17 protein-coding genes are annotated in these 19,188 nt (G+C 71.5%); 1 reads left to right on the top strand and 16 read right to left on the bottom strand.

From position 1 onward, the window contains the following. Window positions 1–842: 842 nt before the first annotated feature. The 9 genes from rny to VFZ20_RS23165 form a co-directional block, all read right to left on the bottom strand. Window positions 843–2,417, bottom strand: coding sequence for a ribonuclease Y (gene rny, locus VFZ20_RS23205; protein ID WP_329686340.1), 1,575 nt, complete (start codon window positions 2,415–2,417; stop codon window positions 843–845). 692 nt (window positions 2,418–3,109) lie between these two features. After that, window positions 3,110–3,412 (bottom strand): cell division protein ZapA, encoded by a 303-nt coding sequence (locus VFZ20_RS23200; RefSeq protein ID WP_329686339.1) that lies wholly within the window; start codon window positions 3,410–3,412, stop codon window positions 3,110–3,112. Continuing rightward, window positions 3,409–3,747, bottom strand: coding sequence for a hypothetical protein (locus VFZ20_RS23195; protein ID WP_329686338.1), 339 nt, complete (start codon window positions 3,745–3,747; stop codon window positions 3,409–3,411). The genes VFZ20_RS23200 and VFZ20_RS23195 overlap by 4 nt, the downstream gene beginning before the upstream one ends. Further along, window positions 3,728–6,091, bottom strand: a complete 2,364-nt coding sequence (gene pheT, locus VFZ20_RS23190) for a phenylalanine--tRNA ligase subunit beta (protein ID WP_329686337.1) — start codon at window positions 6,089–6,091, stop codon at window positions 3,728–3,730. The genes VFZ20_RS23195 and pheT overlap by 20 nt, the downstream gene beginning before the upstream one ends. Window positions 6,092–6,274: 183 nt before the next feature. Beyond that, on the bottom strand, window positions 6,275–7,300 hold the full coding sequence (pheS, locus tag VFZ20_RS23185; protein ID WP_329686336.1) for a phenylalanine--tRNA ligase subunit alpha: 1,026 nt from the start codon (window positions 7,298–7,300) through the stop codon (window positions 6,275–6,277). 338 nt (window positions 7,301–7,638) lie between these two features. Continuing rightward, the gene (gene rplT, locus VFZ20_RS23180; RefSeq protein WP_329686335.1) at window positions 7,639–7,998 is read right to left on the bottom strand and encodes a 50S ribosomal protein L20; all 360 of its coding nucleotides are present in this window, start codon (window positions 7,996–7,998) and stop codon (window positions 7,639–7,641) included. Between the two features lie 45 nt (window positions 7,999–8,043). Then, window positions 8,044–8,238 (bottom strand): 50S ribosomal protein L35, encoded by a 195-nt coding sequence (rpmI, locus tag VFZ20_RS23175; RefSeq protein WP_329686334.1) that lies wholly within the window; start codon window positions 8,236–8,238, stop codon window positions 8,044–8,046. Between the two features lie 7 nt (window positions 8,239–8,245). Further along, window positions 8,246–8,797 carry a translation initiation factor IF-3 gene (gene infC, locus VFZ20_RS23170; protein ID WP_329686333.1) on the bottom strand — a complete coding sequence of 184 codons (552 nt, stop codon included), beginning with the start codon at window positions 8,795–8,797 and terminating at the stop codon, window positions 8,246–8,248. 605 nt (window positions 8,798–9,402) lie between these two features. Then, window positions 9,403–9,888 (bottom strand): MarR family winged helix-turn-helix transcriptional regulator, encoded by a 486-nt coding sequence (locus tag VFZ20_RS23165; protein ID WP_329686332.1) that lies wholly within the window; start codon window positions 9,886–9,888, stop codon window positions 9,403–9,405. Between the two features lie 92 nt (window positions 9,889–9,980). On the opposite strand from VFZ20_RS23165, the gene VFZ20_RS23160 reads away from it, so the two are divergent. Further along, window positions 9,981–10,454 (top strand): hypothetical protein, encoded by a 474-nt coding sequence (locus tag VFZ20_RS23160; RefSeq protein ID WP_329686331.1) that lies wholly within the window; start codon window positions 9,981–9,983, stop codon window positions 10,452–10,454. Window positions 10,455–10,707: 253 nt separating this feature from the next. Here VFZ20_RS23160 and VFZ20_RS23155 read toward each other — a convergent pair whose 3' ends face one another. The 7 genes from VFZ20_RS23155 to VFZ20_RS23125 all read right to left on the bottom strand — a co-directional run bounded on the left by VFZ20_RS23155 (window position 10,708) and on the right by VFZ20_RS23125 (window position 18,937). Further along, the gene (locus VFZ20_RS23155) at window positions 10,708–12,606 is read right to left on the bottom strand and encodes an FUSC family protein (protein WP_329686330.1); all 1,899 of its coding nucleotides are present in this window, start codon (window positions 12,604–12,606) and stop codon (window positions 10,708–10,710) included. 73 nt (window positions 12,607–12,679) lie between these two features. Next, on the bottom strand, window positions 12,680–13,366 hold the full coding sequence (locus tag VFZ20_RS23150; protein WP_329686329.1) for a tetratricopeptide repeat protein: 687 nt from the start codon (window positions 13,364–13,366) through the stop codon (window positions 12,680–12,682). Window positions 13,367–13,661: 295 nt separating this feature from the next. Next, window positions 13,662–14,723 carry a vWA domain-containing protein gene (locus VFZ20_RS23145; RefSeq protein WP_329686328.1) on the bottom strand — a complete coding sequence of 354 codons (1,062 nt, stop codon included), beginning with the start codon at window positions 14,721–14,723 and terminating at the stop codon, window positions 13,662–13,664. Further along, window positions 14,684–15,670 carry a VWA domain-containing protein gene (locus VFZ20_RS23140; protein ID WP_329686327.1) on the bottom strand — a complete coding sequence of 329 codons (987 nt, stop codon included), beginning with the start codon at window positions 15,668–15,670 and terminating at the stop codon, window positions 14,684–14,686. The genes VFZ20_RS23145 and VFZ20_RS23140 overlap by 40 nt, the downstream gene beginning before the upstream one ends. Further along, window positions 15,667–16,608, bottom strand: a complete 942-nt coding sequence (locus VFZ20_RS23135; protein ID WP_329686326.1) for a DUF4381 family protein — start codon at window positions 16,606–16,608, stop codon at window positions 15,667–15,669. The genes VFZ20_RS23140 and VFZ20_RS23135 overlap by 4 nt, the downstream gene beginning before the upstream one ends. Window positions 16,609–16,964: 356 nt before the next feature. Then, window positions 16,965–17,927 (bottom strand): DUF58 domain-containing protein, encoded by a 963-nt coding sequence (locus tag VFZ20_RS23130; RefSeq protein WP_329686325.1) that lies wholly within the window; start codon window positions 17,925–17,927, stop codon window positions 16,965–16,967. Window positions 17,928–17,938: 11 nt separating this feature from the next. Further along, on the bottom strand, window positions 17,939–18,937 hold the full coding sequence (locus VFZ20_RS23125; RefSeq protein ID WP_329686324.1) for a MoxR family ATPase: 999 nt from the start codon (window positions 18,935–18,937) through the stop codon (window positions 17,939–17,941). Window positions 18,938–19,188: the final 251 nt, after the last annotated feature.

Genomic DNA, 19,188 nt, shown 5'->3' with positions numbered 1-19,188 from the left:
AGGTCGTTCGTCACCAGCCGCGTGAGCTGCTTGAGCACGCGCCGGCCGGGGGACCCGATCACGTCCGCGATGAAGAGAATCCGCACGACAGTCCTGGTTGCAGGATGGCCCATCGGCGGGACGGATCATCCGCCCCGTTTTGCCGGCCGCAGAATACATCCGCGGCTTCCTCCGCGCGACCCCACCCGAACATAATCCGAATCATCGGGGCGGTCCAGTCGCCTTTTCCCGCCGCAGCATTCCCGGAATCCGCGGAATCGTATCCCGTGAAAGGAGTTGTCTCATACCAAATCCGCATAAACCCTGCGCATCAGTGTTGATTTCCTGAGGGAGCGCCCGCGCAGGACGCGCCCGCTCACAAACAACGGGCGCGACCGAAGGATCTACTTCGCGAGGCAGGGACTTCGCTACTGGACTGGATCCTTGCCAAGGCGGGAAGATCCTTCGGGGCCGCACGCATCCGTGCACGGTCGAGTTCGCGAGGGCCCCTCAGGAAGACAACGGCGTTTCCGGATCGATCCCGTCCCAGTTCCCCAGCTTGACTTCCTGAGCGAGCGCCCGCGCAGATCTCGCCCGTTGATCCAGCCAGGGGCGCGACCGCAGGATCTTGTGTCCCGTGCACGAGGCCGGTGCCACGCCTGGAAAGCCGGCCTGTCGCTTCGCGGGCAAGATCCTTCGTCGCCGCCCCAGACCTCGCCCAGGCAAGCATCGCGCGGCGGCTCCTCAGGATGCCACGATCTCGCGGAGGAGGGTTCTCACGATAACCCGGAGCGGCCGAAACGCCGAAGCCCGCCGGGATCGTCTCCGGCGGGCTCCCATGGCACTCGTCGTCCGTCGCCGGGTCAGCGGGCGAAGTCCACCGCGCGCGTTTCGCGGATGACGACCACCTTGATCTGCCCCGGGTACTGCAGCTCGGCCTCGATGCGGCGCGCCGTCTCTTCCGAAAGACGCGTCATCTCCTCGTCGCTCACGGCCTCGGGCGTCACGAGCACGCGCAGCTCGCGGCCGGCCTGGATGGCGAAGCAGCGCTCCACGCCGGGGAACGACGTGGCGATCTCCTCCAGCTTCTCCAGGCGCTTGACGTACGTCTCGAACATCTCGCGCCGCGCGCCCGGCCGCGACCCGCTGATGGCGTCGGCCGCCGTCACCAGGAACGACTCGGGGAACAGGTGCGGCTCCTCGTCGTGGTGCGCCTTGATGCCGTTGAGCACCTGCGGGGGCTCGTTGTACTTCTTGGCCAGGTTGTAGCCCAGCTCCACGTGCGTGCCCTCGTGCTCGTGGGTCATCCCCTTGCCCACGTCGTGCAGCAGGCCCATGCGCTTGGCCATGGTGGCGTCGAAGCCCATCTCGGCGGCCATGTTGCCGGCGAGGATGGCGACCTCCTTGGCGTGCAGCAGCTGGTTTTGCCCGTACGACGTGCGGAACTTCAGGCGCCCCAGCACCTTGACCACCTCGGGGTGCACGCCGTGGATGCCCAGCTCGTACAGGATCTCCTCGGCGGCCTCGCGCATGCCGTTCTCCACCTCCTTGCGCGCCTTGCCGACGACTTCCTCGATGCGCCCGGGGTGGATGCGCCCGTCGCTCACGAGCTTTTCCAGGGCGATGCGGGCCGTCTCGCGGCGCACGGGGTCGAATCCGGAGAGGACGACGGCCTCGGGCGTGTCGTCGATGATGACGTCGATGCCCGTGGCCTGCTCGAACGCGCGGATGTTGCGCCCTTCACGGCCGATGATGCGGCCCTTCATCTCGTCCGACGGCAGCGCCACGACGGAGACGGTGGTCTCGGCCGTGTGGTCGGCGGCGATGCGCTGGATGGCCAGGGAGATGATCTTCTTGGCCTCGCGCTCGGCGTCGCGCTTGGCTTCTTCCTTGATCTCGCGGATGCGCTGCGCGGCGGCGGCCTTGGCCTGCTCCTCCATGTCGTGCATGAGCTGGCGGCGCGCCTCCTCGGCGTTCAGGCCGGCCAGGGACTCCAGCCGGTGCTGCACGTCGTTGATGCGGGCCTGCAGCTCGCCGGACTGCGCCTCGACCTGCTTTTCGCGCACGCCCAGCTGCGCGGCGCGGCGCTCGTGCGCCTCGCTCTTTTCATCCAGCAGGTGGAACTTGCGGTCCAGGGCCTCGCCGCGCTCCTGCAGGCGGCGCTCCAGGCGGTCCACCTCGTCGCGGCGCTTGGCTTCTTCGCGCTCCCACTCCTCGCGGGCCTTGATGGCTTCCTCGCGGCCCTTGAGCACCTCGGACTTGCGCAGGCTCTCGGCGTCCTGCTGGGCCGCGGCCAGGATGCGCGCGCGCTCGTCCTCGGCGGTCGCCTTGGCGGCGACCAGCCGGGCCTGCGTGCGCGAATCCGTGACCGACTTGCCCGCGAAGAAGCCGACGGCGCCCGCGACCACGGCCGCGACGGCGATCAGCAGAATTTCCATTGGAACGTCTATAGATTCAGCGCGGGATGAAGGCCCCCGCGACGCCTGTGCACAGAAAAACGGTGGCAGAGCTGAGCATCACCTGCCACCGTCTGGCTGAGCCGCGCTCAGTTTCCCGCGGCGTGGTTGTGCCGCAACGGGAAAACATACGCAGGGTAACGGGTTGGTGGCAAGGTGTGGCCCGCGTGTGGCGGCGACTCTGACTGTCTTCCAGAGCCCCTGATCAAATTAGTGGATGAACACACCAGCAATTGAGCCGGCCCGATGAGCTGATGGCGTACATCAGCCGGAAAGCAGCGGCCGCGCGCTCGCCAGCCTTCCACAGACCCGCATAACAACAAGAGCGTCATCCTGAGGGAGCGCCGCGCGGAATGTCAATGCGCACAGGACCTCGGCGCGACCGAAGGATCTTGTGTGCGAAACTCGGGACACGCGTTCGTGCAGGAGGGCAACCGCAGAGCTTCGCGGGCAAGATCCTTCGTCGCCGCTATGGGTCGTGGCCGGTCCAGGCCGGCGCAGCGGCTCCTCAGGATGACGCTTTCTGGGTTCCATCGGAAAGCAGGTTCGACAAACTCCTTTATCGGATGACGCACGGGGCGTTCAGGATCGGCAGCGAGCGGCAGCGTAAACAAAACGGCGCGGGATCGATCGGCTGATCGTCCCCGCGCCGTAGTTGTTCGCAGACTTCCCCCCTACCCCTCCGCTTCTTCCAGGATCTCCGCGAACTCCGCCGTTCTCGCCCCGATCTCGGCCTTCAGACGCTCGATCTCCTCCCTCGCGCGAAAGAGCTCGTCCGTGATCGAAAGCGACGCCAGGATGGCCGCGCGAAAGGGCTCCAGCGTGGGAAAGGACGGCAGCGACCGGATGGTCTCGTCCACGTGCGCGGCCACGGCGCGGGTGCGCTCGGGCGGCACGTCGCTGCGCAGCACGTGGCGCTCGCCGGCGATCTCGACGGCGACGGTGTGGCGCTGCGGGGGCGGCTTGCGCGGGCTCATGGCCGGTTCTCCAGCACCGTGAGCCGCGCCAGCATCCCCGTGATGCGCTGGCGCGCTTCGGCCGCGCGGCTCGTGAGCACGGCGTTCTCGGCGCGCAGGCGGCGCAGCTCGTCCCCCGCCTCGTCCGACGGCAGGGGGCCCAGCGACGTCAGCTGCTCCAGCTCGCTTCGCAGGCGCTGCACCTCCTGCTCCGCCTCCAGCGCGCGCCGCCGCCACTCGCCCACGGACTCCGCGGCGGCACGGGCGGCGCGCTCCAGCCGCTCCCAGCCGGCGGTCTCGCCGGCCGGGAGCTCCTCGGCCTCGGTCACGCGGGGATCAGCGGCGCCGGATGCCATGCCGCTCCTCGAGCGCGCGCAGCACGCCGCTCACCGCGCCGTCCACCTCGGCGTCCGTCAGGGTACGCTCGGGCGCGCGGAACCGCAGGCGGAACGCCACGCTGCGCGTCCCCTCCGGCACGCCCTTGCCCTCGTACAGGTCGAACGGGAACACGTCCTTCAGCAACGCGCCCGCCGCCTCGCGGATGGTGCCGTCCACCTCCGCCGCGCTCGTCGTCACGGGCACCAGCAGCGCCAGGTCGCGCTCCGAGCCGGGATGGACGGGGATGGGCTGATACAGCACCTCGCGCCGGCCGGCGGAACGCGCGGGGAGCGTGGCCTCGATGACGAACACGGGCCCGGCCCACGCGGGCGCGTCCACCTCGCCCTCCGCCGTCATCCGCCCGTTCCCCTTCTCGTTCCCCTCGGCCGAGCGGATGACGAAGCGGCCCTCCGACGCCTCCACGCGGCTGCCGGGGAACTCCATCGCCAGCTCCTCCACCAAGCCCTTGAGGTCCCACGCGTCGAAGTCCGGCGCGGGGCCGCTCCAGTGCGGCGGGCGGCTCGCACCCGTGAACGCGGCGGCCACGCGCTGCTCCTCGCGCGGCAGCCCGCCATCCGGCGCGGGAAAGAAGACGGTGCCCAGCTCGAACAGGCGCACGTCGCGAACGCCGCGGGCCAGGTTGTGCTCCACGCGGCGCAGCAGCCCCGGCGCCAGCGTGCCGCGCAGGAATCCTTCCTCCGCCGACAGCGGGTTCAGCAGGGGCACGGAGCCGGCGCTCTCCGGCGCGAACGCGGCCGTCACGGACTCCAGGAAGCCCCAGCGCACGAACAGGTCGCGCATCCGCCGCTCCACGGCGATCACCGGGTGCTCCGGCACGGCCGTGGGGCGGAAGGGGAGCAGCTGCTCGGGGAACGAGCCGTAGCCGCGCCGCCGGGCGATCTCCTCCACCAGGTCGATCTCGCCCGTCACGTCCGGCCGGAACCCGGGGACGAGCACACGGATGGGCGTGGGCTTGATGTTGACCTCGAAGCCGATGGGCTCCAGGAGGTCGCGGATCTCCGCCGGGGTGAGGGCGATGCCCAGCACCTTCTCTGCCCGCTCCTCACGCAGGCCAATGGCGCGGCGCTCGAACGGGTGCGGCACCAGGTCCACGGCGCCCTCGGCCTGCCCGCCGGCCACGGCCAGGATGAGCTGGATGACGCGCTGCAGGGCCGCGGGCTGCCCCTCGGGGTCCACGCCGCGCTCGAAGCGGTGCGACGCGTCCGTGTTCAGCCCCAGGCGCCGCGCCGACTTGCGCACGGCCCGGGCGTCGAAGAGGGCGACCTCGATGAACAGGTCCGTGGTGGAATCGCTCACCTCGCTGTTCTGCCCGCCCATCACGCCGGCCAGGGCCACGGCGCGCTCGCCGTCGGCGATGACGACGTCGGATTCCAGCAGCGCGCGCTCCACGCCGTCCAGCGTCGTCAGCGTCTCGCCGGCCGTGGCGCGGCGGACGACGACGCGGCCGCCGCGCAGCAGGGCCAGGTCGAAGGCGTGGATGGGCTGCCCCAGCTCGTGGAGGACGTAGTTGGTGGCGTCCACCACGTTGTTGATGGGCCGCAGGCCGATGGCGCGCAGCCGCGTGGCCAGCCACTCCGGCGACGGGCAGACGGTCACGCCGCGGACGACGGCGCCCATGTAGCGCGCGCAGCCGTCCTCGCCCTCGATGGCGACCTCGATGCCGGGCGCCTCGGCCTCGCGGCGGCCGGGCTTGACGGGGCAGCCGTGGCCGCGGTCGCTGGGAAACGCGGGCAGCTCCACGCCGTCCTCGCCGCGGGGCGCCAGCTCGCGCGCTACGCCCAGGTGCGACAGCAGCTCGCCGCGGTTGGGCGTCACGTCCACCACCAGGCGCCAGTCGTCCAGCCCCAGCGCCTGCCGAAAGTTGGCGCCGGGCGCGAACTCGCCGTTGAGGGTCATCAGCCCGCCGTGGTCGCGTCCGAGACCGAGCTCGCGGGCGGAGCACAGCATTCCCTGCGACTCCTCGCCCCGCAGCTTGGCGCGCTTGATCTCCACGCCGCCGGGCAGCGTGGCGCCGATGGGGGCAAAGGGGTACAGGCCGCCAGCCTGCACGTTGGGCGCGCCGCAGACCACCTGCAGGCGGTCGGGGCCGCCGGCGTCCACGGTGCAGATGCGCAGGCGGTCGGCGTTGGGGTGCTGCCGCACCTCGTCCACGCGCGCGATGACGACGTCGCCGATGTCGGCGCCCAGGTCCACCACCTCGTCCACGGGCGCGCCCAGCATGGCCAGCCGCTCCGCCAGTTCGTGCGGCGTGCCCTCCAGCCCCGGGGCCATGGACTGCAGCCAGCGATAGGAGATGTTCATCTAAGACGGCAGGGAATAGGGAATAGGGAATAGGGAATAGCGGGCCGTTGATCCGCGGCCTCCCCTGCCCTGCTCCCGGTTGTTGTCGTTGCTTCGGCCTCTCACGGTTCAAGGGATGGGAACGGAAATCGGAATGCGATGCAGTTGCAGGCTATTCCCTATTCCCTATTCCCTATTCCCTCGTCACGCAAACTGCCCCAGGAACCGCATGTCCCCCTCGTACAGCAGCCGGATGTCCGGCAGCTTGTACCGCTGCAGGGCAATGCGGCCCGGGCCCATGCCGAACGCGTAGCCCGTGTACTTCTCGGGGTCGTAGCCCACGGCCTCGAAGACGTTGGGATGCACCATCCCGCTTCCCATGATCTCCATCCACCCCGTGTGCTTGCAGGCGCTGCACCCCGCGCCCGCGCAGATGCGGCACGACACGTCCACCTCCGCCGACGGCTCGGTGAAGGGGAAGAACGACGGGCGAAAGCGCGTCTTGGCGTCGGCGCCGAAGAAGCGGCGCACGAACTCGCTGATGGTGGCCTTGAAGTCGGCGAAGGTAATCCCCTCGTCCACGGCCAGGCCCTCCAGCTGCGCGAACGCCGGCGCGTGGCTGGCGTCGTACGGGTCGCGGCGGTACACCATGCCGGGAACCACCACGCGCACGGGCGGCTGGAAGTGCTCCATCACGTGCGCCTGCGCCGGCGACGTGTGCGTGCGCAGCACCACGCCGTCCTGCAGGTAGAACGTGTCGTGCATGTCCGCCGCGGGGTGGTCCAGCGGCGTGTTGAGCTTGCTGAAGTTGTAGTCGACCGTCTCCACCTCGGGCCCCGCCACGCGGCTGAAGCCCAGGTCGCGAAAGATGTCGCAGATCTCGTCGATCACCAGCGTCACGGGGTGCACCCCGCCCCGCCAGCGGGCGCGGCCCGGCAGCGTGAGGTCCACGCGCGGCCCCTCGTTCGCCGTGCCCGCGAACGCCGTCTCGCGCTCGGTGAGCAGCGCGTCGAGCGCCGCCTTGACGCGGTTGGCCTCGGCGCCCACCACGGGCTTCTCCTCGGCGGAGAGCTCGCCCAGGCGGCGCAGGATGGCCGTGATGCGGCCCTTGCGGCCCAGGTACTCGGTGCGCAGGGCCTCCAGCGCCTCGGCGCCGGACGCGGCGCGCATGGCGCTCGCGCCCACCGTCTCCAGCGCTTTCAACAGCCCGATCAGCTCGTCGACCGCCATCACTGTGTGCGTGTAGAGGATAGTGTGCTTCACGGCTCCCCAATTGAGCGAACCGTGCGTGGTTTGGCTACCCCGGCCGCAGGCGACGCCGGTGTGTCCAGCGCCCGTCCGCGAGATGCGTCATCCCGAGGAGCCGCCGCGCGGCCCCTGCCCGTGCGAGGATGATGGCGGCGACGAAGGATCTCGTGTCCCGGGCACAAAGCCGGCTTCGGCGCGCGGTACCGGCCTCACGTATCGCCGTTGCCCGCTATTCCCTATTCCCTATTCCCTGCCGTAAAGAAAGCGGCGCCGGAGGACAAACCCTCCGGCGCCGCAAAACCCTCCCGAGCTGCCAGACCTCAGGCAGCCAGGCTCGTCTTGGCGACGCTGGCAATCTCGCCAAAGGCGTTGGGATCGCGCACGGCGATGTCCGCCAGCACCTTGCGGTCGATCTCGATGCCGCCCTTGCGCAGGCCGTCCATCAGGCGCGAGTACGAAAGGCCGTTCATGCGGGCCGCCGCGTTGATGCGGATGATCCACAGACGGCGGAACTCGCGCTTGCGGTTCTTGCGGTCGCGGTAGGCGTACTTGTGGGCACGCTCCACGGCCTCCTTGGCCGTCTTGTACAGGTTCTTGCGGCGGCCGAAGTAGCCCTTGGCCTGGGCAAGGATCTGGTTCTTGCGCTTGAGGCGCGCAACGTTGGTGCTTACACGCGGCATGTCAGCCCGTCCCTTCTACAAAGTCGTAAGTGATCGGCGGAAGATTCAGGCAACCAGCATGCGCTTGACGCGCTTCTCGTCGGCCTTGGCCAGCATGGTGGTGCCACGCAGGTTCCGCTTACGCTTGGGCGACTTCTTGGTCAGGATGTGGCTGTGAAACGCGCTCCCGCGCTTGACGCGGCCCTTGGCCGTGACCTTGAAGCGCTTGGCGGAGCCGCGGTGGCTCTTCATCTTGGGCATCGTACTTCTACCTTTCGTCCGCCGCCGAACCGGCGGTGGGTTGGCTGGTCTGTTGCTGCTGGGGAGGCTTCGCCGTGGGGGCGAGCACCATCACCATGCTGCGGCCTTCGAGCATGGGGTGCGCCTCCACCTTGGAGACGTCCTGCAGCTCCTGAAACACCCGGTCCAGCACCTTGCGCCCGAACTCCGGATGCGCCATCTGGCGCCCGCGGAACATCATGGTGAGCTTGACCTTGTTCCCTTCCTCCAGGAACTTCTTGGCGTGGCGCACCTTGAAGTCGAAGTCGTGATCCTCGATTCCGGGGCGCATCTTGACTTCCTTCAGCTGCACGTGGTGCTGCTTCTTGCGCGCCTCGCGCGCCTGACGCTGCTCCTCGTACTTGAACTTGCCATAGTCCATGATGCGGCAGACCGGCGGACGTGCCATGGGCGCGACCTCGACGAGGTCCAGCCCCTGCTCTTCCGCGATCTCCATCGCCCGTTCGATCGGCAGAATCCCCAGCTGTTCGCCGTCCGTGCTGATGACGCGGACGGGGCTGATCCTGATCTGCCGGTTCACACGCACTTTCTCGTTGATACGCCGCTCTCCGGTTTCTCGGGGGTGTTGGTCTGGACCGCGAAAACAAAACGGACCTGGAGCATTCGCTCAGGTCCGTCCTTGCAAGACACAACGGCATACGTACCCCGTTCAGGGTACAGCCGTCGCGCATCGCGCGGACCTGGCAGCATCGCGCCGGGGCGCGAGCCATACAGGTGAGGGACCTGCCGGTCCCTGCTTTCCAGCAATTTGGCCGGGTAATCTAGCCACGGGGGGCGGGTCCTGTCAACGGGACGGGACAAACTTCTTGAACCGCCGGTTACGGGGGACAGGTTAGAGGGGATGGCCGGCAACCGCGGGCGCATCGCGGCGGGGCGGCACCCGGCGCGTGGCCGACCTCCAGCCTGAGCGGGTAAACCCGCCGCTGGGACAGCCATAAGCCTCGTCTCGGCTCGCGGAGCTCACCGAACAAGGCTTCAACGGACCGGAGGCCGTCCTGGTGCAGATCGGCAGCCTGTGCTGGGGCAGTCCGCGCAGGCGGACTTCGCGAACTTCCAGCGGCGAATTCATTCGCTCGGCGCGGGGGCGCGCGTGTCAGGATCGGCCCCGATTCGCCTCGGCGCTCGCTACTCCCGTCCCACGAACCGCGACAGCAGGCGCGCGAAGTCGCGGCGGTCCGCGTCGGGCCAGCCGTCCATGGCCTCGGCAAAGGCGCGGCGGCGCACGGCGCGGGCGGATTCCGCCAGGGCGCGGCCAGCATCCGTCAGGCGCAGGCCCACGCGGCGGCCGTCCGCCTGCGACGCCACGCGCTCCACGTAGCCCGCCTCCAGGGCCGACGCCACCACGCGGCTGGCCCGCGACGGATCGATCCCCATCCGCTCCCCCACCATCCCCACCGTCACGGGGCCGCCGCCCGCGTCCGGCCCCTCCTCCACGGCGTCCACCACGCCCATGTGCGACAGGTCCACGCCGCCGCCCAGCTCGCGCATCATCCGCGCGCCCAGGTTGCGCCGGCTCATCCCCCGGCGAATGCGGACGAAGGCGCGCTCGATGGCCGCAAGCGCCTCGTCCGCATCGGCTTTCGTCGTCTCCGCCTGTCGTCGCTCGCTCATGCGTGCAAGCTACCGATTGACTCGGGCCGGGAGCAAGTATATGCTTTCATCAATTATTTGCTTTTAGCACACAAACTGTCGAGGAGACGCCCATGCGGGAGCTGACCATCGTCGTTCATTGGCTGCACGTGCTGGGCGGGATCGTGTGGTTTGGCGGGCACCTGTTCACCTCGCTCGTCATCTGGCCCGCGCTGCTGCGCCGCCCCGCCGCGGAGGCAAAGGCCGTCAGCGACGCGATGGCGCAGCCGGCCATGCGTGTCATGGGACCGGCGGGGCTGCTCGTCCTGGTGCTGGGGATCGTCCGGGGGACGGTGCTGGGACCCGTGCGATCGTGGGAGATGCTCGTGGGCACGGCGTACGGGTGGACGTTCGCCGCCGCGTTCCTGCTGACGTTCTTTTTGATGGGATACGGCGGGTCCATGCGAAAGGAGATGGACGCCCGCGTGTGGGACGGCGACCGTTTCGCGCCGGGCGCGGCGGCGTGGTTGCGGCGGACGGCTGCCGTCAACCTGGGCGGCCTGGCCCTGATCCTCGCCTGCATGGTGCTGATGCGCTTCGGCCTGTGATGCCGCTACGCCCACGAGAGCGTCATCCTGAGGGAGCGCCGCGCCTAACATGAATGCGCATAGGACTTTGGCGCGACCGAAGGATCTTGCATGCGAAGCGTGAGGCTGACTCCTATCCGTGAAGCCGGCTTGTCGCTTCGCGGGCAAGATCCTTCGTCGCCGCCGGAGAATTCGTGTAAATCAGGGATTGCGCGGCGGCTCCTCAGGATGACACGCCCGGACGTACAGGATGACAACCTCGGGGCGCGAGGGTTCACACGGGTTGCGCGCGGGCGCGGGCCAGCTCGGCCAGGAGGGCGTCCGCGCGGGCCAGCGGCGCTCCTTCGGTGACGACCTCCGACATCGGCGGCTCGACGGGGTCGCGGCCCTCGCGCAGGGCGGCCATGCGCCCGCGGACGGCAGGGATCTGCCGCCGCAGCGCCCCCTCGTCCACCGGCGCCGTGTGGAACAGGACGCGCGCCACGAGACGGTTGATCCAGTAGCGCGCCGTGAGCGCCAGCACCATCTGCCGCTGCAGCGCGCGCGACCGCCGGCCGGGCACGCCCGTCGTCAACGGCAGCAGCGCCGTCCGCAGCCCGCCCGTGGCGCGGTCCAGGCCGTGGACGGCGTTCAGCACGGACGCGTCGGCGCCGGCGGGACGGCCCGCGGCGGCGGCCAGTGTGTCCAGCAGCCCATCCACCGCGCCGAACCAGCCCGCGAACGCGTCGTCCACCGTCCTCGTCGTCCGCTCGGGGAAGATGAAGTACGCGGCCACGGCGCCCGCCATCGCCCCCACGGCCGTCTCGGCCAGGCGCAGCAGCATCACATGCAGGGTGAGCATCCCCATCAGGTCGTACATCAGCGCGAACAGGATGGTGATCATCCCCACCATGGCCACCTGGCTCGTCTGCAGCATCCAGTATCCCACGAACAGCAGCGGGAAGATGATGAGCAGCTCCAGCGCGCCGCGCCCCGCCAGCAGGTAGCCCGCCAGCATCCCCCCGACGATGCCGGCCGCCGTGCCCACCGTCCGCTCCACGGCCCGGCGCAGGGTGGCGCCGCGCGAGCTGGTGTTGACGAAGACGATGTACGCCGCGATGGCCGCCCAGTACCAGCGGTGCGGCGACAGCAGGTGCCCGATGGCGATGGCCGCCGCGCCCGCCACCGCCACCTGCAGCGCCGTCCGCGTGGCGCCCTGCGCGGGGGGCGGCGGCGGGGCGGGCTGCGGCGTGGGCAGGGCGGGAAGCCCGCCCTCGCCCTCCGGCGCGTCCTCCTCGAACCCGTCGCGCGCGCCGGGAAGCTCCGGCTCCGGCCGGCCGTCCACGACGGCATCCAGCGCGTCCAGGTGCCCCCGCATCCGCTCGGCGGGGTCGAAGGGCGGCAGGGCCAGCGCGGCGGCCGGCGCGTCGCGGCCCTCCGTGGCCTGCAGCACGCGCAGGTGGCTGAGCGTGACGACGGCGAACAGGTGCCGCTGAAAGCGCCGCGGCTCCGGCACGGTCTCCGGCGTGTCGCGCAGCAGGTCGTGCAGGGGGAGGACGGCCTCATCCACGCGCACGGCCTGGTCCGCGAGGGCGGCGCGGCGGCGCGGATCGGCCGCGTGCAGCGCCAGGGTCCTCGTCCGCGCGCGCAGGGCCACGAGCAGGCGGCGCAGGCGGCGATGGGGCGAATCGCGCAGAAGCAGCACGCGGACGATCGCCGAGACGCCGATGCCGGTCGTGACCGCCATCAGCAGCCACGGCAGGCGGTCCACGTGGGCCTGCGTAAAGAGCGCGAAGAAGAAGGTCATGAAGCCCACCATCCCCAGCCCGCGCCACCGCGGCCCGTATCCGCCCGCCCACGCCGCGGCTGCCATCACCGCCACGAAGCCCGCGTAGCCCAGCAGGGGATGCGGCGACACGAGCGCGCCCAGCGTGACGGACACGCCCGCGATGAGCAGCGCCAGCGCCGCCGTCCGCAGCTGCTCGCCCGCGGTCAGCCCCGTGATGGCGAGCGCGGCCGGCATGGCGACGGACACGCCCAGCAGGCCGACCGTCGGCGGCTGGCCGGCAGCCTTGGCGAGCGGAAAGAGGAGCGCGAGCGTGAGGGCGACGGACAACGTGGTGCGGCCGGCGACGTACGTGCGCTGCAGGCCGGGATCCGCGGCCAGGAGACGGTGATACAGGCCGCGGAGCATCAGCGGATCACAGGCTTGGACGGGACGATTTCCGGCATGCGGGGCAGACGGAGCAAGATCGGTGCTCCGCCCGCTACCAGTCGCGGATGCCGGAGATGCGCGCCTGGTCGCGCTTGAGCTGCTGCCGCTGGATCTGCTGCTCGCGCGCCTCGGCGCCGGCCAGGATGCGCTCCGCGCGCTCCGGCGTCATGGGCTGGTTGCCGCCGCTGGACGCCTGCCCCGGTTTTGGCTGGGGGCTGGCGGGCGACGGCGGCCCTTCGCCGCCCCCGCCCTGGGGCGAGTCCTTCTCGTCCTCGTCGCCGCCCCCGCCGCCGCCCTGCTGGCGCAGCAGGCGCTGGGCGAGCTCCAGGTTCCACTTGGCGTCCGCGTCGCCCGGATTCCGCATGAGTGCGCGGCGGTAGTGGCCGATGGCGCGCAGCAGCCGCTCGCGCCGCTGCGCCTGGGGCACGCGGCCGGCCGCCACGGGCGCGAGGTCCGCGTTGCCCGCGTTGTACTCCGCGCGGACGGGCAGGTCCGCGCGGCCGCGGAGACGCGCGGCGGCCTCCAGGTGCGGGCGCGCCTCCTCGTGCCGGTTCAGCCGCAGCAGCGCCGTCCCCAGGTTGTAGCGCACGGTCGCGGACGAGTCGCCGTCCGCCAGCGCGCGCCGGTACGCGTCCGCCGCGCGCGCGTAGTCGCCGCGCCGGAACGCGCGGTCGCCCTCCGCCAGCGCCCCGCCGCCGATGAGCAGCGCGAGGCCGAGGATCGCGATCGGACGGATCATCGGACGCTCCCGATGGAAAGAGCGATCGATCGGCCGCTCCCGCTGGAAGGAGAAATCGAGAAGACAATGGCATCCTGCACGGGTGGCAGTCTCCGCGCGGGCGCCCCCTCCGCTCGCGTAGGCTCGCACCTCCCCCAAAAAACCCTGGGGGAGGTTGAACAGCGACGGACCGTGCCGGTGGCGTGGCACTCGCCCGTGCCGGACAATCCGCGCAGGCGGATTTCGTGCATTTCCCGCGGCGAATTCATTCGCTCCGGCGGGGGCGCCGCGGCCACGTTCTCGATCTCGCTCCTCATCATCCCTCCCTCCGTGCCCTGCCCCGCTCCGCCAGCGCGTCCGCCACGATCAGCAGCAGCGCGAGGGCAAGCGGCCAGCGGTAGCGATTGTCCGGCAGCGACTCGCCCCGTGCGCGCGTGGCGCGGCCGCCGCGCGCGGCCGCGGCGGCCAGCGTGGAGATCGCGCCGGCGTCCGTCGACCGCGTGAAGGTGCCGCCCGTCTCCCGCGCGATGCGCTGCAGCGTGGCCGCGTCCAGCCGCGAGGTGGCCACCAGGCCGTTGGGCTCGCGCTTGTAGCCGATCCGCTTTCCCGACAGCGGATCGACGTCCGGCACCGGCGCGCCCGCCGCCGTCCCGATGGCGACCGTGTGGATGGGCACGCCGCGCCGCGCGGCATCCTGCACCGACAGGTGCACCATCCGCGGCGGGTCCAGTGCCTCGCCGTCACTCACGAGCACGATGGAACCGGGCGGACCGCCGGCGGACTCGGGCCCCAGCAGCCCCAGCGCCTGCCGCAGCGCGGCGTAGAGCGACGTGCCGCTCTGGTTCACGATCTCCGGCGACAGCGCGTCCAGGTACAGGTGCAGCGCGGCCCCGTCCGTCGTCAGCGGCGACAGCACGTGGCCGCTGCCGCCGAACGCCACGAGCCCCACGCGCCCACCGCCCAGGCGGTCCACGAGCGCCCGTGCCGCCGCGCGCTCCGCCTCCAGCCGGCTGGGGCGCACGTCCTCGGCCAGCATGGAGTTGCTGGCATCCAGCACCAGCACCACGTCGCCCCGCGTGCCGTCCGGCTCGGCCGCCGGGCCCCAGCGCGGGCCGGCCGCCGCCACGCCCAGCAGCGCCGCCGCGGGCAGCAGCAGGGCCGCGCGGCGGACAGGAAAGCGGCGCAGGTCCGTCCCCGTCAGCCGGCGGACGAGCGCGGGGTCGCCCAGCGCGGCGCCCACTTCGCGCCGGCGCCGCCACCACAGCAGCAGCCCGATCCCCACCAGCGCGGGGAGCAGCGGGATCAGGTGCAGCAGGAACGGGTCCGCCCAGCGCACGCTCACGGAACCCGCCCCCAGCGCGTGGCGCGGAACAGCCACTCCGCGATCAGTAGCACCGATCCGGCCAGCAGGAACGGCAGGTACCAGTCGCGCGTGCGGTGATGGCGGCGCGTGCGGACGGGCGTGCGCTCCAGCCGGTCGATGTCGTCGTAGATGCGGCGCAGTGCCTCCGTGTCGCGCGCCCGGTAGTAGCGGCCGCGCGTCGTGGAGGCGATGTCGGCCAGCAGCTTCTCGTCCACCACCGTCTTGGCGAGGGCATAGCGCACGCCCACGCGGGTGATGGCCACGGGGACGCGCGCCACCGTGTCCGCCCCCATGGCGATGGTGTAGACGCGGATGCCCAGCGCGGCGGCCGCCTGCGCGGCCTGTCGGGGGTCCACGTCGCCGCGGTTGCTGGCGCCGTCGCTCATCAGCACGACCACCTTGGAGCGCTCCTCGGCCCGGCGCAGGCGCGCGGCGGACGCGGCCAGCCCGTCGCCGATGGCCGTGCCCTCGCCCAGCGTGCCGCTCTCCAACCCCGCGACGGCCTCGGCCAGCACGGTGTAGTCGCGGGTGAGCGGCACGCGCGTCATGGCCTCCGCCGCGAACGCCACGAGGCCGATGCGGTCGTGCTCGCGGCCCTGGATGAAGCGCGCGACGGTCTGCTTGGCCGCGCCCAGCCGGTTCCGCGGGCGCAGGTCCTCCGCCAGCATGGACTGCGACACGTCCACGGCGAGGACGATGGCGATCCCCTCCGACGTCTCTTCCACGATGCGCGCGCCCGTCCGCGGCCCCGCGAGGGCCAGGACGAGGAGCGCGAAGCTCGTCCCGCGCAGGACGTCAGGAATCGGCCCGGCCCAGCGCCCGCGGCCGCGCGCCGCCTCGTCCAGGGCACGCGCCGGGGCGAACGCCACCGCGCCGGACGGACGGCGCCGCATCCACCGCATCCACGCGGGGATGAGCAGCAGAAGGAGCAGCATCCACGGGGCCGCGAAGCCGATCGTCATCCGCCGGCCTCCGCGAGCGCGGGTGCGGCGGATGCGGGCCGCTGGAAGCTGTCGATCCACCGCCGCGCGGCCTCCCAGTCCTGCAGCGCCCGCGCGGGCGACGGCGGCCGGCGGGCAAACTTGGCTAGGTCGGCCCCCGTGAGCGCGCGCTCCAGCGCCTCGACGTCTTCCCCCCGCGCGCCGGAGCGAAGGAGCCGATCCAGCAGCTCGGACGTCGTGAGATCCGCGCCCAGCCGCGGGTCCGCGACGGCGGCGAAGTCGCGGAGGATGGCGCTCGTCCCGGCCGCGAACGCCTCCGTGTCCGCCTCCAGCAGGCCGGACGCGCGCAGCCGGTCCAGCTCCGCCAGCGCATGCTGCCGCGGATCGACGGGCAGTGTGGCGGATGGACGACGGCGGCGGCGCCAGAGCCAGAACGCGAGCAGGGCCAGCGCGGCGAGCACGGCGGCGGCGATCCAGAGCCACGTCCAGTCGCGGCGCGGCGTCTCGACGATGTCCTTGGGCGGGCGCGGCTGCGCGGAGTCCGCCGGCAGCACGGCGCGGACGGCGGGAAGCGGGAGCTGGATGTCGATGGTCCGCGCGGCGCCGGACGGCAGCGTGACGCGGGCCTCGGCGCGCGCGCTGGCGGCGGGGTCGGTGACCCACAGCACCATCGTGGCGACGGCGCGCTGCACCCCGGCCGAATCCGGCGGATACGCCCGCGCCGCGCCGACGGCCTGGTACGCGCCGTCCGCCGGGTTGGGCACGGCGAGCGAGACGGTGGATCCGGCCGGCACGCGCACGAACACCGCCGCGCGAAACCGGTCGCCCACCGTCACCGTGTCCGGATCCACCCGCATCCCCACCACCACGACGGAATCCGCCCCTCGCGCGGACGGAGCGGGCTGGGCGGATGCGAGGGATGGGATCGCGAGGAGGAGGGCGATCAGCGCGAGCGCCATCGCCGAGCCGAGCGACTGAAGTCGCCGCAACGACTGCGGAAAGCCTCGCAAACTGCGCGAGGCTTCAACTGCGAAGACAGTGCGGGTTTGCCGGGCTCCTGCACGGGCGGGGCGCCCCTCCCCCGGCCCCTCCCCGCTCGTTCCTCGCGGAGAGGGGAGAACCCCTCGCCCGTTCGCCAGGTGTCGCGGATGGGAAAAATCTCTCCCGTGCAGTCCGCGCAGGCGGACTTCGTGCCTTTCCAGCGGCGAATTCATTCGCTCCGGCTGGGCGCCGGCAACGACGGGCACGATCCCGCCTCGGCACGTCGTACCTTCGTACCGCGTACCTTCGTACCTCGTACCCACGTACCCGCCGTTCATCGCCGCAGCCGGCGCTCCCGACGCCGGAAGAACGACAGCACGGACGTGGACACCACGCCGTCCGTGCGCAGCTCGATCTCGTCCATCCCCAGCCTGCGGAACAAGCGCCGAAGCTCCGTCCGCTCCGATTGCGCCTGCTGGGTGAACCGCTCCGACGCCACGTCCGTGTCCACGTAGACGGCGCGCCCCGTCTCGGGGTCCATCACACGCAGCACGCCCACGTCCGGCACCTTCGCGTCCGCGGGATCCGCCAGGACCACGGGGATCACGTCGTGCCGCAGCGCCACACCGCCCAGCGCTTTCTCCAGCCGTGCGCGTCCGCCCTCCGGCATCCGGAAGTCGCTCACGAGAAAGACGATGGACCGCGAGCGCAGCACCCGCCGCGCGTGCTCCAGGGAGCCGACCAGATCCGTCCCCCGCCCCTCCGGCTGAAAGACGAGCAGGTCGCGCAGGATGCGCAGCGCGTGGCGCCGCCCCTTTTGCGGCGGCACGAACGTCTCCACGCGGTCCGTGAACACCAGCAGCCCCACGCGGTCATTGTTGCGCACGGCCGACATCGCCAGCGTGGCAGCCACTTCGGGCACCATCTCGCTCTTGGTGCGCCCCCGCGTGCCCCACCGCTGGCTGGCGGAGAGGTCGACGGCGAGAAGGACGGTGAGCTCGCGCTCCTCCACGTACTTCTTGACGAACGCGCTCCCCGTGCGGGCGCTGACGTTCCAGTCGATGGTCCGCACGTCGTCGCCGGGGACGTACTCGCGCACCTCCACGAACTCGATGCCCTGCCCCTTGAACACGGAGTGGTACTCGCCCGTGAACTGCGACGCCACGAGCCCGCGCGTCCGCAGGTCGATGCGGCGTACCTGGCGCATGATGTCCGCGAGTCCCGGCGGGGGCGCTCCCAATGCGTCCGGATCGGCGGCGGGAGCGGACGCGCGGCGCAGGCGCGAAAGGAACGACATGGGCCGTCGGATCAGGGAACGCGGACGGCCTTGAGGACGCGGCGCACCACGTCGTCCGGCGTGACCTGCTCCGCCTCGGCCTCGTAGCTGGTGAGGATGCGGTGGCGCAGCACGTCGGGGGCGATGGCCTTTACGTCCTCGGGCACCACGTAGCCGCGGCCGCGCAGGTAGGCGTGCGCCCGCGAGCACGCCGCCAGCGCCAGCGTGGCCCGCGGCGACGCGCCGTACTCGATGAGCGGCGCCAGGTCCGCCGCGCCGTACTTCTTGGGCTCGCGCGTGGCATGGACCAGGTCCAGGATGTAGTCGGCGATGCGGTCGTCCAGGTACAGCCCCGCGATCTGCTCGCGGGCCTGGAGGATGTCGGCGGGCGTGGCCACGGGGCGCACAGGGATGTCGTCACCCCCGCCGCCCATCCGCCGCAGGATCTCCTTTTCCTCGTCCCGCGTGGGGTAGCCCACGCGCACCTTGAGCATGAAGCGGTCTACCTGCGCCTCGGGGAGCGGATACGTCCCCACCTGCTCGATGGGGTTCTGCGTGGCGAGGACGAGGAACGGGCGCGGCAGGGGGTACGTCTCGCCGCCGATGGTCACCTGGCGCTCCTGCATGGCCTCCAGCAGCGCCGCCTGCACCTTGGCCGGCGCGCGGTTCACCTCGTCGGCAAGGACGATGTGGGCAAAGATGGGCCCGCGGTGGGGGACGAACTCGCCCGTGCGCTGGTTGTAGATGGTGGTGCCCACCACGTCCGCCGGCAGCAGGTCCGGCGTGAACTGCACGCGCGCGAACGACGCGTCGATGCTGTCCGCCAGCGTGCGCACGGCCAGCGTCTTGGCGAGCCCCGGCAGCCCCTCCATGAGCACGTGCCCGCCCGTAAGCAGGCCGATGAGCAGCCGCTCCACCATGTAGTCTTGCCCCACCACGCGGCGGTGCACCTGCGTGGCGACGTGCTGCAGGAACTCCGCGCGCGGCGGCGCGTCCGGCGGTGCGAAGGGCGACGGCGATGGCTGGCTCATTCGGCTCGGTCGATGCGGATCGGTCTGTGTGGATACGACGGTTCATCACGGGAGGCACGGCTCCGGTGGCGTTCAGGCCGGATCCGTGCCGATGGGCGGAGGATCTCGCGCGCGCGGAGGGCCCCCTCCCCCCGAACCCCCCTCCCCCGCTTCGCGGGGGAGGGGGAGAACTACGGCTCCGTGCTCGACTTGCCCCCGCGCGCGGACCTCGCCCGCTCGCCAACCCCTCCCCCGAAGTTGGGGGAGGGGTC

Origin of the sequence: Longimicrobium sp. (assembly GCF_036280135.1) — a bacterium.
GTDB lineage: Bacteria > Gemmatimonadota > Gemmatimonadetes > Longimicrobiales > Longimicrobiaceae > Longimicrobium.
Note: the sequence above shows the minus strand (reverse complement) of the source record. Positions and strands in the feature narration are given on the sequence as shown.